Origin of the sequence: Salipiger sp. (assembly GCF_048261495.1) — a bacterium.
Taxonomy (GTDB): Bacteria; Pseudomonadota; Alphaproteobacteria; order Rhodobacterales; family Rhodobacteraceae; genus Salipiger.
The window spans coordinates 324,088-339,233 of the sequence record NZ_JBLXFX010000005.1 but is presented as its reverse complement, the minus strand read 5'-3'; the positions used below and the strand labels follow the sequence as shown (position 1 = coordinate 339,233).

Here is a 15,146-nt window from a genome sequence, read left to right as displayed (position 1 = left end):
GCACCATGGCAGACAAGAAATCAGACCCGAACTACAAGGTGATCGCCGAAAACCGGCGGGCGCGGTACGACTACGCGATCGAGGACGACATCGAATGCGGCGTCATGCTCACCGGGTCCGAGGTGAAATCCCTGCGCGAGAACTCCGCCAATGTCGCCGAAAGTTACGCGGCGGTGGAAAACGGCGAACTGTGGCTGGTGAACTCCTATATCGCCCCCTACAACCGCGCGATGTTCCCCCACGAGGAGAGGCGCCGGCGCAAGTTGCTGGTGTCGCGCAAGGAACTGGCGCGGCTCTGGAACGATACCCAGCGCAAGGGTATGACAATCGTGCCACTGGTGTTGTATTTCAACCACAAGGGAATCGCGAAGCTCAAGGTGGGAATCGCAAAAGGCAAGAAGACCGTAGATAAGCGGGAGACGGAAGCCAAACGTGATTGGAATCGCCAGAAGGCGCGCCTGTTGAAGGAACGCGGCTGAGGCGCGCCTCCGATGCCACCGGACCACGCACGCTTGGGCTTTTATTCCCGCGCCATTTCGCGCGGATCTGCTCTTGGGGGTGTCGACGTGTTTTTTGGTATGCTATCCGGCGCAATCGCAGCTCTGACCGCTGGCGTTCTTGCATCGCGGATGGATCAGGGCAAGCTCGTGAATGCCCTGAGTGGCGGTGTCTCCGGCGGCCTCGGCGGGCTGATTGCGGGGACCTTTGCGGGAACCTCCGACGCGGTCTGGCTGCTGCCCGTGACCGGCGGCGCGCTCGGCGGGGCGCTCGGCCTCGGGCTGGTGGCGCTGTTCGCGGATCCCGCCACGGAATAGGCCGCGACCTCCGAAGCGCTTGTCACGACGGCCTGTCGGGACTAGAGACTGGCCGACCCTGACCGACCGGGAGTGGCGCATGGCCCTAGACGATCCCAAAACGCTGGTGTCGACCGAATGGCTCGCCCGGCACATCAAGGACCCCGATCTGCGCATCCTGGATGCGAGCTGGTATCTGCCCGGCTCGGATCGCGATGCGCAGGCGGAATATGAATCCGCCCACATCCCCGGCGCGCGGTTCTTCGACATCGACGACGTGAGCGACCAGCGCTCGGACCTGCCGCACATGGTGCCGCCGGTCGAAAAGTTCATGTCGCGGATGCGTGCGCTGGGGGTGGGCGACGGTCATCAGGTGGTGGTCTACGACGGCTCCGGCCTGTTCTCGGCCGCGCGCGTCTGGTGGCTGTTCAAGCTGATGGGCCAGGACGATGTCGCCGTGCTCGACGGCGGGTTTCCGAAATGGCAGGCCGAGGGTCGCGAGATCGAGGACATGCCGCCCGTGATCCGCGACCGCCACATGACGGTGCGTCGCCAGAACCAGATGGTGAAGGACGTGACGCAGGTCTCCTCCGCAGCCAAGCTGAAGGACACCGAGATCGTCGATGCCCGCGCCGCGAGCCGGTTCCGCGGCGATGCGCCCGAGCCACGGCCGGGCCTTCGGGCAGGACATATTCCGGGATCGCGGAACGTTCCCTTCTCCACGTTGTTGGAAGAGAACGGCACCATGAAGGCGCCGGAGGCCCTGCGCGGCGTCTTCGAGGACGCGGGCGTGGATCTGTCCAAGCCGGTCATCACCTCCTGCGGATCGGGCGTGACGGCGGCGATCCTGAATCTGGCCCTGACCCGCATGGGCAAGGTCGACCATTCCCTCTATGACGGGTCCTGGAGCGAGTGGGGGCAATTCCCCACCCTGCCCGTCGCGACCGGAGACAACTGATGTTCGAGTCCTTCAAAGAGCAACCCGCCGACAAGATCCTGATGCTGATGCAGGCCTTCCGCGAAGACCCGCGCACCGACAAGATCGACCTCGGGGTCGGGGTCTACAAGGATGCCGACGGCAACACCCCGGTGATGCGCGCGATCAAGGCGGCCGAAAAGACGCTCTGGGAAACCGAGACGACGAAGTCCTACACCGGGCTTGCCGGGGATCCGGGTTTTGCCGATGCGATGGTCGCGATGGTGCTGGGCGATGCGGTGCCGCGCGCCAATGTCGCCGCCGCCGCGACGCCGGGCGGCACCGGTGCCGTGCGCCAGGCCTTCGACATGATCCGCGTGGCAAACCCGGGGGCGCGGGTCTTCGTGTCCGATCCGACCTGGCCGAACCACCTCTCGATCCTCAAGCACATGGGGATGGAGGTCGTCCCCTACCGTTATTTCGACGGCGAGACGCGCGCGGTGGATTTCGCGGGCATGATCGCCGACCTGCACCAGGCGATGCCCGGCGACGTCGTCCTGCTGCACGGCTGCTGCCACAACCCGACCGGGGCCAACCTGAACCTCGCCCAGTGGCAGGCGGTGGTCGACCTGCTGCTGAAGCAGGAGGCCGTGCCGATGATCGACATTGCCTACCAGGGCTTCGGCGACGGCCTCGAAGAGGATGCGGCGGGGGTGCGGCTGGTGGCGTCGCAGATGCCGGAATGCCTGATCGCGGCCTCCTGCTCCAAGAACTTCGGCATCTACCGAGAGCGGACCGGGCTGCTGATGGCGGTGGCACGGGATGCCTCGCGCCGGACGCTGAACCAGGGGACGCTGAACTATCTCAACCGGCAGAACTATTCCTTCCCGCCGGATCACGGCGCGCGGCTGGTGACGATGGTGCTGAACGATCCGGACCTGCGGGCGGACTGGGCGGCCGAACTCGAGGACGTGCGCAATTCCATGCTCGGCCTGCGCGAGCAACTGGCATCGGAACTGCGGCGACTTTCCGGCTCGGACCGTTTCGGGTTCATCGCGCAGCATCGGGGCATGTTCTCGCGCCTCGGTGCCAGCCCGGAACAGGTCGAGGCGCTGCGCCGCGATCACGGCATCTACATGGTCGGGGATTCCCGCCTGAACATCGCCGGTCTCAACGCGACCACTGTGCCGATCCTGGCCGAGGCCATCGTCAAGGTCGGGATCTGACGCCGCCGCAAGGCGTTCGCCGCGATCGGATGAACGGCGGGGCCCCGCGGGGCCCCTTTCGCCGTCTCAGCCATGCGTCTCCAGGCTGTCGGCCGGCGCTTCGGCACGGTCGGTCATGCCGTAGTCGCGCAGGACCTGGCAGACCTTGAGCCTGTAGTCCGCAAAGACCCCGTTCCGCCCGGCGGATTGCGCGCCCCGGTGGGCCGCCAGCCGACGCCAGCGCTCCACCGCCGCCTCGTCCTCGAAGAAGCTGATCGAGAGCAGTTTCTCGGGGTTGGTGAGGCTCCGGAAGCGCTCGACGGAGAGGAATCCCTCCACCTCCTCCACCATCGGCCGCAGCGAGGCGGCGATGTCGAGATAGGCGTCCTTTTGTCCCTCGGCGGGGATGACTTCGAAGATGATGGCGATCACGGGCTGGTTCCTCCTGCGCGCATCCTGCCCCCTGCCGCGGCCGTTTCCAAGTGGTGCGGGCCCTGCGGCCCGCGCTTTTCGTCTCGCCTTTCGGCTCGGCGCGCGTGTCGGTCCGACGCGCCTGCCCGGCGTTTCGCGGGTTGCGATGTCGCTTTGCCTCCGGCGGGGATATTTTCGGCCAGAAGAAGCGGCAGGGGAGACGACCTCCGTAATCCGGCGTGTCTTCGGAGCCTCTTCGGCCGGAAAGGTCAGCCGCAGGCGCGGGCTTCCAGCGGGCCATGCAGGTTTCTTCTGGCCGAAAATATCCCGGGGGAGTCCGCGCGAGCGGACGGGGGCAGCGCCCCCTTCGGCCGCGGAGACGGGCTCAGGCGGTGGCGCAGGAGCGCGACGGGATGGCGGCGCAGGGTCAGGCGCATGGCGATGAAATCCTCGACGATCTCCTCGCCCTCCGTCATCGGGGGCAGTTGTGCGGCGGGCTCGGGTTGCAGGGTACCGTCGGTGTCCCAGCCGAACAGCGGCAGGGGGTCGGGGGCGCCGAGGCCCTTTGCCTCCCACAGCGCCGCGCGGCGGGAGATGTCCAGCGGAGCAAAGGCGTCGGCCTCGGCGAGTCGGATGAGGATGTCGGGTTTCAGGCCCGCGCGGCGCCAGACGTCGCGCACGGAGCGGTAGCCGTTGTTGCGCGCGCGGGTGAGCCAGGCGGCGTCTTCTTCGGTCATGCCGCGGATCTGGCGAAAGCCGAGGCGGAGTACGAGGTTGCCCTCGTCATCCGGTTCCATCGTGTTGTCCCAGTCGCTGGCGTTGATGCAGGGCGGGCGGACGATCACGCCGTGGGCGCGGGCGTCGCGCAGGATCTGGGCGGGGGCGTAGAAGCCCATCGGCTGGGCGTTCAGCAGGGCGCAGGCGAAGATGCCGGGGTGGTGGCGCTTGATCCAGGCCGAGGCATAGACCAGCAGCGCGAAGCTGGCCGCGTGGCTTTCGGGGAAGCCGTAGGAGCCGAAGCCCTCGATCTGGGAGAAGCAGCGCTCGGCAAAGTCGCGGGCGTAGCCGTTCGACGCCATGCCGCGCAGGAAGCGGTCGCGGAATTCGCTGACGTTGCCGTGTTTCTTGAAGGTGGCGAGGGAGCGGCGCAGGCGGTCGGCCTCCTCGGGGGTGAAGCCCGCGCCGGTGATGGCGATCTGCATCGCCTGTTCCTGGAACAGCGGCACGCCGAGCGTCTTGCCGAGCACCCGGCCGAGCGCGTCCGAGGGGAACTGCACGGTTTCCTCGCCGTTGCGGCGGCGGATGTAGGGGTGGACCATGTCGCCCTGGATCGGGCCGGGGCGGATGATCGCGACCTCGATCACGAGGTCGTAGAAGCAGCGCGGCTTCATCCGGGGCAGGAAGTTCATCTGGGCGCGGCTTTCCACCTGGAAGACGCCGATCGTGTCGGCTTCGCAGAGCATGTCGTAGACGCGCGGGTCCTCCTGCGGGAGGCTGGCGAGATCGTGGGACTGCCCGAGGTGGCGGGTCATCAGATCGAAGGCCTGGCGCAGGCAGGTGAGCATTCCCAGCGCCAGCACGTCGACCTTGAGGATGCCGAGGGCGTCGATGTCGTCCTTGTCCCAGCAGATCACCGTGCGATCCTCCATCGTGGCGTTCTCGATGGGGACGAGTTCGTCGAGCCGCCCCTCGGTGATGATGAAGCCGCCGACATGCTGCGACAGGTGGCGGGGAAAGCCCTGGATTTCCGAGACCATCTGCAGGGCGAGGACAAGCTCCCGATCCTCCGGGTCGAGACCGATCTCGCGCAGGCGGGCGGCGGGGATGTCGCCGCCGCCGTAGCCCCAGATCTGGGAGGCGAGGGCGCCGACGGTGTCCTCGGTCAGCCCCATGGCGCGGCCGACCTCGCGCAGGGCGCGCTTGCCGCGGTAATGGATGACCGTGGCGCAGAGCCCGGCGCGGTGGCGGCCGTAGGTCCGGTAGATGTGCTGGATCACCTCCTCGCGCCGCTGGTGTTCGAAATCCACGTCGATGTCGGGCGGTTCGTCCCGCGCTTCGGAGACGAAGCGTTCGAAGACCATGGTGCCGATCTCGGGGGAGACGGAGGTGACGCCGAGGCAGAAGCAGGTGACGGAATTGGCCGCCGAGCCGCGGCCCTGGCAGAGGATGCCGCGGGATCGGGCGAAGGTGACGATGTCGCGGACGGTGAGGAAATAGGGCTCGTAACCGAGCTTGGCGATGAGGGCGAGTTCGTGGGCCAGCAGGGTTTCGACATGCTCCGGCGCGCCCTGCGGATAGCGCCATGCGAGGCCTTCCCGCGCGAGGCGCGCGAGGCGGTCGCCGGGGGTTTCGCCGCCGCTGACCTCGGAGGGGTATTCGTAGCGCAGCGATGCGAGGTCGAACCGGCAGTCCTCGGCCAGGGCCGCGGCGCGGTCGACGGCGGCCTCGTGCGGGCCGAGAACGAGGCGCAGGTCCTCCTCGGAGCGCAGGCGCTGCTCGGCATTGGCCAGGGCTGCGCGGCCGAGGTCGGCGACGCGGCAGCCGGCCCGGATGGCGCTGAGGACATCGGCGAGGCGGCGGCGGCCGCCATGGTGCATCCGGGGCCGCGCGGTGGCGATGGTGGGCAGCTCCAGGTGCCGGGCGAGGGCGGCGAGCCGGTCGAAGCGCGTCTCGTCCTGGCCGTCGTAGGCGGGGGTCAGCGCGAGGTGGCATTGCCCGGGGAAGCGGCGCGCCAGCCGTTCCGCCTGTGACACCCAGGCACCCGCGCCGCCCGGAGAGCCCGGTGCCTGTGGCTGCAGGATCATCCGGAGGCCGTCCGCCCCCTCCAGCAGGTCGTCGAGGCGGAGATGGCAGGCGCCCTTTTCGGCGCGCAGCCGACCGGTGGAGAGCAGGCGGCAGAGCCGGGCCCAGCCCTGGCGGGTGGCGGCGAGGGCGGTGATCTCGAACCCGTTCTCCAGGACCAGCCGCGCGGCGGGGATCAGGCGCGGCACGGTCCGGGCCACGGCTGCGCGCGGCGGCTCGGGCAGGTGCGCCGGGGCGGGGGGGCCGCAGGCCTCGGCCCGGTGTTCGGCGATCTGGCGCGCGATCTCGGTCATCCGGGTATGGGCCCGGACGATGCCGGCGACGCTGTTCTCGTCGGCGATGGCGATCGCGGCGAGGCCCAGCTCCGCCGCGCGCTCCATGTATTCCTCGGGGTGGGAGGCCCCGTGGAGGAAGGTGAAGTTGGAGGTGATCGAGAGTTCTGCAAACATGGAGTCAGTATGTTCCCTTTTTGTTCCGATTGGGAGTCCCCGTGTCGTCTTCTGCACGAAATGTGCGGATACCGGCCCGGCGATGCCGTCGCCGCGGGCATGCCGGCCGCAAGAAGACGCCGGGGCCGCATTTACAGGCCATTCCGCAGCGCCTATGTCCGGGGCAGCTTGCGGAGGTTGCATGAAAGACGGAACGGGCGCACCGACTCGGGGAGTGGTCTATGTCGCATGGGGGCGGGACCACGTGGACGTGGCCCGGCGTTCGGCCGCGAGCGTGGCGCGGACGAATCCCGGTTTCGGGACGGCGATCTGGTGCAAGGAAGGCGACGACGTTTCCGGGTTCGACCGGGCGTTCCACATTCCCGAGGGTCTGAAACGGCCCAAGGTGAACGTGCTCGGCAACAGCCCCTTCGACGAGACGCTGTTTCTCGACAACGACACCATCGTGCGGGCGGACCTGGGCACGATGTTCGACCTGCTGAAGAAATACGAGATGTGCGGCGCGCAGGTCGTGCTGTGGCACCGGCCGCGCCACCAGAAGAAGATCGCGCTGGATCTGCCGGAGACCTTTCCCGAGATCAACACCGGCGTTCTGCTCTACCGCAAGACCCCCGGGGTGCTGGCCTTTTTCCGCGACTGGGCCGAGACCTTTGCCGCCTCGGGCATGGGAATCGACCAGCCGTCGTTCCGCGAGGTGCTCTGGCGCTCGGGCATCGCCTTTCACGTCCTGCCGCAGCAGTTCAACAAGCGGGTGTTCGAGGCCTCGGAGCTGCTCTGGTCGGACCAGCCGAAGGCGCGGATTCTGCACCTGGAACTGCTGCGCCCGCAGAAGAACCCGCTGCTGCGCTGGCTGTCCGACCGCATCCGCTGACGCTGCGCCCCGCCTTGTCCCGGCATCGGGGACGTGCCACCCTGCAGGACCGGAGGACGACAGTCATGGCCCAGACAAAAGCCCCCAGCGCGGCACTCACGCATCTGCCCCAGGTCCACGAGGCCCGCAATCCCGGCATGCCGCTCGACATGGACCGGGTGCTGCGCGCCCGTGCGAACCGCTCGGCCATCGAACGGCGGGCGAGCACGCTGCCGGGGCGGAGAACCGTCAAGAAGGACTTCCAGGCGGCCTGGCTGGCGCGGGCGATTTCCTGCATCGACCTGACCACCCTTGCCGGGGACGACACGCCGGGGCGGGTCGCGCGGCTTTGTGCCAAGGCGCGTCAGCCGGTACGGGCGGACCTGCTGGAGGCGCTGGGACTCGAGGGGCTGACCACGGGCGCGGTCTGCGTCTACCACGACATGATCGAACCTGCCGTGGCGGCGCTGAAGGGCAGCGGCATCCCGGTGGCCGCGGTTTCGACCGGCTTTCCCGCCGGGCTGTCGCCGTTCCCGCTGCGGGTCGCCGAGATCGGCCAGAGCGTCAAGGCCGGGGCCCGCGAGATCGACATCGTGATCTCGCGGCGGCTGGTGCTGACCGGCGACTGGGAAGGACTCTACGAGGAGATGCGGACCTTTCGCGCCGCCTGCGGCGATGCGCATGTGAAGGCGATCCTGGCCACGGGCGAACTGGGCACCCTGCAGAACGTGGCGCGCGCCTCGCTGGTCTGCATGATGGCGGGGGCGGATTTCATCAAGACCTCGACCGGCAAGGAATCGGTCAACGCGACGCTGCCGGTGAGCCTCGTGATGATGCGGGCGATCCGGGAGTATTTCCAGGTGACCGGCTATCGCGTCGGCTACAAGCCCGCCGGGGGGATTTCCAAGGCGAAGGACGCGCTGGTCTATCTGGCGATGGTCAAGGAAGAGCTGGGCGACCGCTGGTTGCGGCCCGACCTGTTCCGCTTCGGCGCCTCGTCGCTGCTGGGCGACATCGAGCGGCAGTTGGAGCATCACGTGACCGGGGCCTACTCTGCGGGGTGGCGGCATGCCGTGGGGTGACATCTGGGAATTCGCGAACCTGGGCTTTCTGATCGCGCTGCTGGTATCGGCCGTACTGGCGCGGCGCTGGCGTCTTCGTCAACTCGGTGAGGCGGTCGCGGCCTTGCCGGGCGACATGCGGCGTCTTGTCGGGCCGGAGCCTTACTATCTGCCGCCACCGGAGGCGCGTCAGCCAGAGGGGCTTCGCGGCTACGCGGAGCGGTACAGGCAGTTGAAAAGGGTCAGCCGCCTGCTTTGGGGATTGGTCTTTCTCTGGTTGGCGGTGGTCTTCGCCATCGCGACTGTTCAGACATTCGGCCAGGGAGGCGTTTCGTGACCATCAAGCAAATCTTCGAGACCATGGACTACGGCCCCGCCCCCGAGAGCGCGGCGGATGCGCTGGCGTGGATCGTCGATCAGGGATCGCGCTTCGGCTGCTTCATCGACGGGGCCTTCACCGAACCGGGCGAGGTCTTCGAGACGCGCAACCCCGCGACGGGCGAGGTGCTGGCGGAGGTGACGCAGGCCTCGCAGGTCGAGGTCGATGCGGCGGTCGCGGCGGCGAGGGCCGCACAGCCGGGATGGGAGGCGCTCGGCGGCAGGGGGCGCGCGCGATTCCTCTACGCGCTGGCGCGGCTTTTGCAGAAACATGCGCGGCTGTTCGCGGTGCTGGAAACGCTCGACAACGGCAAGCCGATCCGCGAGGCGCGGGACATCGACATCCCGCTGGCGCAGCGCCATTTCTACCACCACGCCGGGCTGGCCCAGTTGATGGAGACCGATCAGCCCGGGCGCGAGGCCATGGGTGTCTGCGGACAGGTCATCCCGTGGAACTTCCCGCTGCTGATGCTGGCGTGGAAGGTCGCGCCCGCCCTGGCGGCCGGTAACACCGTGGTCCTGAAACCCGCCGAGTGGACCTCGCTCACCGCGCTGCTCTTTGCGGACATCTGCCGACAGGCCGGGCTGCCCGCCGGGGTCGTGAACATCGTCACCGGGGACGGGGCCGTCGGCGAGATGGTCGTCGCGGCGAAGGTGGACAAGATCGCCTTCACCGGCTCGACCGAGGTGGGCCGCAGGATCCGCGAGGCGACGGCGGGCAGCGGCAAGGCCCTCACGCTGGAGCTGGGCGGGAAATCCCCCTACATCGTCTTCGAGGATGCCGATCTCGACAGCGCGGTCGAAGGGCTGGTCGACGCGATCTGGTTCAACGGCGGGCAGGTCTGCTGCGCCGGGTCGCGCCTGCTGGTGCAGGAGAGCGTGTCGGATCTCTTTCATGCGCGGCTGAAGACCCGGATGGCCGGTCTGCGCGTCGGCGATCCGCTCGACAAGTGCATCGACGTCGGCGCCATCGTCGATCCGGTCCAGCGCGACCGCATCGCCGCCATGGTTTCGGCCTCCGGTGGCGAGATCCACCAGGCGGGGGCGGTGCCCGAGGGGTGTTTCTACCCGCCGACGCTGATCACCGGACTGTCCTCGGCCGCGCCCCTGATGCAGGACGAGATCTTCGGCCCGGTGCTGGTCAGCACGACCTTCCGGACCCCGTCCGAAGCGGTGATGCTGGCCAATGACACGCGCTACGGGCTGGCCGCCTCGATCTGGTCCGAGAACATCAACACCGCGCTCGACGTCGCGCCGAAACTGGCGGCGGGCGTGGTCTGGATCAACGGCAGCAACATGTTCGACGCCTCCGCCCCCTTCGGCGGGGTGCGCGAAAGCGGCTTCGGTCGCGAAGGCGGCCGGGAGGGGCTTGCCGCCTACACCCGCGCGGTGCGGACCACGGCGCCGTTGGCAAGGGTCGAGGCCTTCTCCGGCGAGGAGGCCGCGCCGCAGCCGGTCGACCGCACCGCCAAGCTCTACATCGGCGGCAAGCAGGCGCGGCCCGACGGCGGCTATTCCCGCAACGTCTTCGACGCCGAGGGGCGGCTGATCGGTCAGGCGCCCGTCGCCAACCGCAAGGACCTGCGCAACGCCGTGGAAGCGGCGCGCGGGGCGTCGGCCTGGTCCTCGGCCAGCGCCCACAACCGCGCGCAGGTGCTCTACTACATCGCCGAGACCCTCTCTGCCCGCTCAGACGGCTTTGCCGGCGCGCTCGACCGGATGACCGGGCGCAGCGACGGCAGGGCCGAGGTCGAGGCATCGGTCGACCGGCTGTTCACCGCGGCGGCGCTGGCCGACAAGGTCGACGGCCGCATCGCGCAGGCGCCGATGCGCGGCGCGGCGCTGGTCATGCGCGAACCCTGCGGGGTGATCGGCGTGCTGTGCCCGGACGAGGCGCCGCTGCTGGGTCTGATCTCGGTCATGGCGCCGGCGATCGCGATGGGCAACCGCGTGGTGCTGGTGGCGTCGGAACCCTTCCCGCTCGCGGCGACGGAGTTCTACCAGGTGCTCGATACCTCGGACGTTCCGGGCGGCGTGGTCAACATCCTGACCGGCCCGCACGGCGAACTTGCGCCCGTGCTGGCGGCCCACATGGACGTCGAGGCGGTCTGGAGCTTTTCCTCGACCAACCTGTCGCGGGTCATCGAGGCGGGCGCCGCGGGCAACCTCAAGCGGACCTGGGTCAACCACGGCCGGGCCCGGGACTGGATGGGGCCGGAGGGCGAGGCCCGCGCCTTTGTCGAGGCCGCGACCGAGGTCCGGACGGTGTGGATTCCCTGGGGCGCCTGAGCGGGTCCGGGAATTTTCGTCGAAAATTCGCGACGTCGCGCATTTACAAACAGGTGCTTATCCGGGCAGAGCGGGGGATCGGCAGGCACCTGCGGCCCGCTGTCATTGAGATTTCGGACTTCCGATGCTATATTCGGCATACGCCCGGCGCCGGGGTGGCTTTCGGCGTTCGACACGAAGGAGGACAATGTCCTGTCAGTTACTGCCAATGCGGCGGCTGCCGCTGAACCGGGGATGCCCATGACCGGGCTGACCCGACCCGAGGTCACGAGCGAGCAAATTCTGGCCGCCGCCCTCAAATCCCTCGACGACATGAAGGCCGAAGAGGTCGTGCAGATCGATCTGCGCGGCAAGACCGCCGTGTGCGATTACATGGTGATCTGTTCCGGCCGTTCGTCCCGCCAGGTCGCGGCAATCGCCGAGAAACTGGCCGAGGATCTCAAGCACGATCTGGGGATCCTGTCCAAGACCGAAGGTCAGGACACCGGCGACTGGGTGCTGATCGACGCGGGCGACGTGATCGTCCATGTCTTCCGCCCCGAAGTCCGGGAGTTCTACCAACTCGAAAAGATGTGGATGCCGATGGGCCGCGACGCCAACAAGCGCGCGTCGACCTGAACGGCCCCCATGCGGGTACATCTCTGCGTCGTGGGTCGCCTTCGGGCGGGCCCCGAACGCGCCCTGATCGACGATTATCTCAAGCGGTTCGACCGGACCGGCCGGGCCCTCGGCCTCGGGCCGGTGGCGGTGCACGAGGTCGAGGACCGCAAGGGCGGCGGCATGGCCGCCGAGGCGGATCTGCTGCGCCGTGCCCTTCCCGCAGGCGCACGGCTGTGCGTGCTGGACGAACGCGGGCGGCTCATGTCCTCTCCCGACTTCGCGCAGCACCTTGCCCGGTGGCGGGATGACGGGGCGGGGGATGCGGCCTTTGTCATCGGCGGCGCGGACGGCGTGTCGCCGGATCTGCGCGAAGCCGCCGATCTGACCCTGTCGCTCGGACAGATGGTCTGGCCGCACATGCTGGCGCGGGTCATGCTGTGCGAGCAGATCTACCGCGCCGCGTCGATCCTGGCGGGAAGCCCCTACCATCGCGTGTGATCTCGGCGGGATTTCGCCCGGAGGTACGAACCGCAAGCGGGTTTCCGCGTGCGTCACTTTCGGCCGATTGCCAATTGGAATCGTTATCACTTAGCTGCAAATCATCGCGCCGTCCTGCTGCCAGACCACGACGTGCGTGCTGTCGGTCCCCGTCCTGTCCCCTTCAGGCTTTCATCGCCAAAGCGGGTCCCGGCAGAAGGCCCCGGAGAGTTCCCCAACCTCCGGGGCCGCTCCCTTTTCCCGGCGCTCAGGAATAGGCGTAGACCAGCAGGGCGATCCCCAGGATCACGCGATAGATGACATAGGGCGTGAAACTGACCGAACGCAGCAGGCGCATCATCAGCGTGAGCGCGACCAGCGCCGCGACAAAGGACATGGCAGCGGCGATCGCACCGTCCTTCGCGGCGGCGGCATCGGCGGTCGAGATGACCTCGGCCCCCAGCAGGATGCCGGAGGCGGCGATGGTCGGAATGGACATCAGCATGGACAGCTTCGCCGCGTCGTGGCGGTTGTACCCCAGCGCCCGCGCCCCCGTGATGGTGATGCCGGAACGCGAGGTTCCCGGGATGAGCGCGACCGCCTGCCAGAGCCCGAGGATCAGCGCATCCCTGACGCCCCAATCCGACTCGTTGCGGATCTCCGGGCCCTTCTGGTCGGCCCACCAGAGCACGATGCCGAAGATGAGCATGGTCCAGCCGATCACCGCGACGGAGCGGAGCATCTCGTCCACCCCGGTCAGTTTCATCGCGAGCCCGACGATGATGACCGGCAGGGTCGCGACCAGCAGGCAGAGGGCGAGGAAGGCGCCGGGCGTGTCGATCCTGCCGCGCAGCAGGCGGAGGGTTCCGATCGCCGCTTCCTTCACGTCGGACCAGAAGTAGAGCACGACCGCCGCCAGCGTGCCGATATGCACGGCAATGTCGATCACCTGCCCCTGATCCTGCATTCCTGCCAGATTCGGCAGCAGTATCAGGTGCCCGGATGACGAAATGGGCAAAAATTCCGTGATACCCTGGATCAGCGCGAGTATCATGAGTTGTGTGAGGGGCATGACGGGCGGTCTCCAACAGCGCGTGTCGCCGTAGGCATAACCTCATATTTTTCAGAGGGAAAGGGGATATTAGGTCCGCATTGATCCTCAATTTCGGGGATTTTCGGGACATTTTTCGAATCGGCGCGGAAAAAAGGTCATTATAGGTCAGTCTTTGTGACTTTTATTTTGTTTTCACTTCCCGTAAGGAACCTCGACCGAAGGCACTCTTGGAGAAAACCCACGATGGCGAAACAGCCGATGCTGAAATTCGTGAAGATCGAGCGCGACATGCCCGAGAAGCGGGACGCCATTGTCCGCAACAAGGATTTTCGCGAGATTTATGCGGAGTTCGCCGATGCGAAGGCCACGGAGCAGTCGAGCCGTTGCAGTCAGTGCGGCGTGCCCTATTGCCAGAGCCATTGTCCGCTGCACAACAACATCCCCGACTGGCTGCGCCTGACCGCGACCGGGCGCCTTCAGGAGGCCTACGAGGTCAGCCAGGCGACCAACACCTTCCCCGAGATCTGCGGACGGATCTGCCCGCAGGACCGGCTCTGCGAGGGCAACTGCGTCATCGAGCAGTCCGGCCACGGCACCGTCACCATCGGCTCGGTCGAGAAATACATCACCGACACCGCCTGGGAAAATGGCTGGGTCAAGCCCGCCGCCCCCGCGGTCGAGCGCAAGGAGAGCGTCGGCATCATCGGGGCGGGGCCGGGCGGTCTTGCCGCGGCGGACATGCTGCGCCGTGCCGGCGTTCAGGTCACCGTCTACGACCGCTACGACCGCTCCGGCGGGCTGCTGACCTACGGCATCCCCGGCTTCAAGCTGGAGAAGGAAATCGTCATGCGCCGCAACAAGCAGCTCGAAGACGGCGGCGTGACCTTCGTGATGAACTGCACCGTGGGCGAGGACATGTCCTTCGAGGACATCCGCGACCGGCACGACGCGGTCATCATCGCCACCGGCGTCTACAAATCCCGTGATCTCAAGGGCCCGGGCTCCGGCGCGCGGGGGATCGTGAAGGCGATCGACTATCTCACCGCCTCGAACCGGGTGGCGAATTTCGGCGATACCGTCGAGGAATTCACCAGCGGAGAGCTGAATGCCGAGGGCAAGAACGTCGTCGTCATCGGCGGCGGCGACACCGCGATGGACTGCGTGCGCACGGCGATCCGGCAGGGCGCGACCTCGGTCAAGTGCCTCTACCGCCGCGACCGGGCGAACATGCCCGGCTCCCAGCGCGAAGTGCAGAACGCCGAGGAGGAAGGCGTCCGGTTCGAGTGGCTGACCGCGCCCAAGGGCTTCAAGGGCGACCCGGCCGTGAGCGCCGTCATCGTCGAGAAGATGCGCCTAGGCCTGCCCGACGCCTCGGGGCGCCAGTCGCCGGAAGTGATCGAGGGCAGCGACTACGAGGAGCCCGCCGACCTGGTCATCAAGGCGCTGGGCTTTTCGCCCGAGGAACTGCCGACGCTCTGGGGCTGCCCGGAGCTGGAGGTGACCCGCTGGGGCACCATCAAGGCCGAATTCACCTCGGGGCGGACGGTTCTGCCGGATGTCTACGCGGTGGGCGACATCGTGCGCGGTGCCTCGCTGGTGGTCTGGGCGATCCGCGACGGGCGCGATTGTGCCGAGCACGTGCTGAAGGATTTCGACAAGATGGCGGCCATCGCCGCCGAATAGGCCCGGAGGCGATCCGTACGGGTCGTACGGCTCGGCGGTACGGTCGGGGCGGAGACGGAAAACGGCGGAAAACCGGGGTGGAACCCCCCGGAGTCCGCCCCCGGAGCCACCCGGAAGGCCGATTTCTGACATTTCATGCCGAAAGTGTCAGAGGTGCGGGTCGGGCCGAACAAAGAC

The 15,146-nt window shown here is 67.7% G+C and carries 14 protein-coding genes; 11 read left to right on the top strand and 3 right to left on the bottom strand.

The window, feature by feature from the left end:
• Positions 1 to 5: 5 nt before the first annotated feature.
• From smpB to ACN0RJ_RS12985, 4 genes are all read left to right on the top strand, one after another.
• A complete protein-coding gene (smpB, locus tag ACN0RJ_RS13000) occupies positions 6 to 479 on the top strand; it encodes an SsrA-binding protein SmpB (protein ID WP_417722436.1) in 474 nt (157 codons plus the stop codon).
• A 150-nt stretch (positions 480 to 629) separates the two neighbouring features.
• Complete coding sequence (locus tag ACN0RJ_RS12995; RefSeq protein ID WP_417722437.1) at positions 630 to 815, top strand: hypothetical protein; 186 nt, start codon at positions 630 to 632, stop codon at positions 813 to 815.
• Between the two features lie 79 nt (positions 816 to 894).
• Positions 895 to 1,752 carry a 3-mercaptopyruvate sulfurtransferase gene (sseA, locus tag ACN0RJ_RS12990; RefSeq protein ID WP_417724513.1) on the top strand — a complete coding sequence of 286 codons (858 nt, stop codon included), beginning with the start codon at positions 895 to 897 and terminating at the stop codon, positions 1,750 to 1,752.
• The gene (locus tag ACN0RJ_RS12985; RefSeq protein ID WP_417724512.1) at positions 1,752 to 2,936 is read left to right on the top strand and encodes an aromatic amino acid transaminase; all 1,185 of its coding nucleotides are present in this window, start codon (positions 1,752 to 1,754) and stop codon (positions 2,934 to 2,936) included. The genes sseA and ACN0RJ_RS12985 overlap by 1 nt, the downstream gene beginning before the upstream one ends.
• 66 nt (positions 2,937 to 3,002) lie before the next feature.
• Here the strand turns inward: ACN0RJ_RS12985 and ACN0RJ_RS12980 are convergent, their stop codons facing one another.
• Both ACN0RJ_RS12980 and ACN0RJ_RS12975 read right to left on the bottom strand, forming a co-directional pair.
• Positions 3,003 to 3,347 (bottom strand): antibiotic biosynthesis monooxygenase family protein, encoded by a 345-nt coding sequence (locus ACN0RJ_RS12980; protein ID WP_417722440.1) that lies wholly within the window; start codon positions 3,345 to 3,347, stop codon positions 3,003 to 3,005.
• Positions 3,348 to 3,595: 248 nt separating this feature from the next.
• On the bottom strand, positions 3,596 to 6,577 hold the full coding sequence (locus ACN0RJ_RS12975; protein WP_417722441.1) for an error-prone DNA polymerase: 2,982 nt from the start codon (positions 6,575 to 6,577) through the stop codon (positions 3,596 to 3,598).
• A 181-nt stretch (positions 6,578 to 6,758) separates the two neighbouring features.
• On the opposite strand from ACN0RJ_RS12975, the gene ACN0RJ_RS12970 reads away from it, so the two are divergent.
• The 6 genes from ACN0RJ_RS12970 (at position 6,759) to rlmH (ending at position 12,253) form a co-directional block, all read left to right on the top strand.
• Positions 6,759 to 7,448 carry a putative nucleotide-diphospho-sugar transferase gene (locus ACN0RJ_RS12970; protein WP_417722442.1) on the top strand — a complete coding sequence of 230 codons (690 nt, stop codon included), beginning with the start codon at positions 6,759 to 6,761 and terminating at the stop codon, positions 7,446 to 7,448.
• A 65-nt stretch (positions 7,449 to 7,513) separates the two neighbouring features.
• A complete protein-coding gene (gene deoC / locus ACN0RJ_RS12965; RefSeq protein ID WP_417722443.1) occupies positions 7,514 to 8,509 on the top strand; it encodes a deoxyribose-phosphate aldolase in 996 nt (331 codons plus the stop codon).
• Complete coding sequence (locus tag ACN0RJ_RS12960) at positions 8,496 to 8,825, top strand: hypothetical protein (protein ID WP_417724511.1); 330 nt, start codon at positions 8,496 to 8,498, stop codon at positions 8,823 to 8,825. Before deoC ends, ACN0RJ_RS12960 begins: the two co-directional genes overlap by 14 nt.
• The gene (locus tag ACN0RJ_RS12955; protein ID WP_417724510.1) at positions 8,822 to 11,155 is read left to right on the top strand and encodes an aldehyde dehydrogenase family protein; all 2,334 of its coding nucleotides are present in this window, start codon (positions 8,822 to 8,824) and stop codon (positions 11,153 to 11,155) included. Before ACN0RJ_RS12960 ends, ACN0RJ_RS12955 begins: the two co-directional genes overlap by 4 nt.
• A 240-nt stretch (positions 11,156 to 11,395) precedes the next feature.
• Positions 11,396 to 11,773: a ribosome silencing factor gene (rsfS, locus tag ACN0RJ_RS12950; RefSeq protein WP_417722446.1), complete on the top strand. Its 378-nt coding sequence runs from the start codon at positions 11,396 to 11,398 to the stop codon at positions 11,771 to 11,773.
• A gap of 9 nt (positions 11,774 to 11,782) precedes the next feature.
• On the top strand, positions 11,783 to 12,253 hold the full coding sequence (rlmH, locus tag ACN0RJ_RS12945; RefSeq protein WP_417724509.1) for a 23S rRNA (pseudouridine(1915)-N(3))-methyltransferase RlmH: 471 nt from the start codon (positions 11,783 to 11,785) through the stop codon (positions 12,251 to 12,253).
• 247 nt (positions 12,254 to 12,500) lie between these two features.
• Here rlmH and ACN0RJ_RS12940 read toward each other — a convergent pair whose 3' ends face one another.
• Positions 12,501 to 13,304: an undecaprenyl-diphosphate phosphatase gene (locus ACN0RJ_RS12940; protein WP_417724508.1), complete on the bottom strand. Its 804-nt coding sequence runs from the start codon at positions 13,302 to 13,304 to the stop codon at positions 12,501 to 12,503.
• A 225-nt stretch (positions 13,305 to 13,529) separates the two neighbouring features.
• On the opposite strand from ACN0RJ_RS12940, the gene ACN0RJ_RS12935 reads away from it, so the two are divergent.
• Positions 13,530 to 14,969, top strand: a complete 1,440-nt coding sequence (locus ACN0RJ_RS12935; RefSeq protein WP_417722449.1) for an NAD(P)-dependent oxidoreductase — start codon at positions 13,530 to 13,532, stop codon at positions 14,967 to 14,969.
• The last annotated feature ends 177 nt before the right edge of the window (positions 14,970 to 15,146 follow it).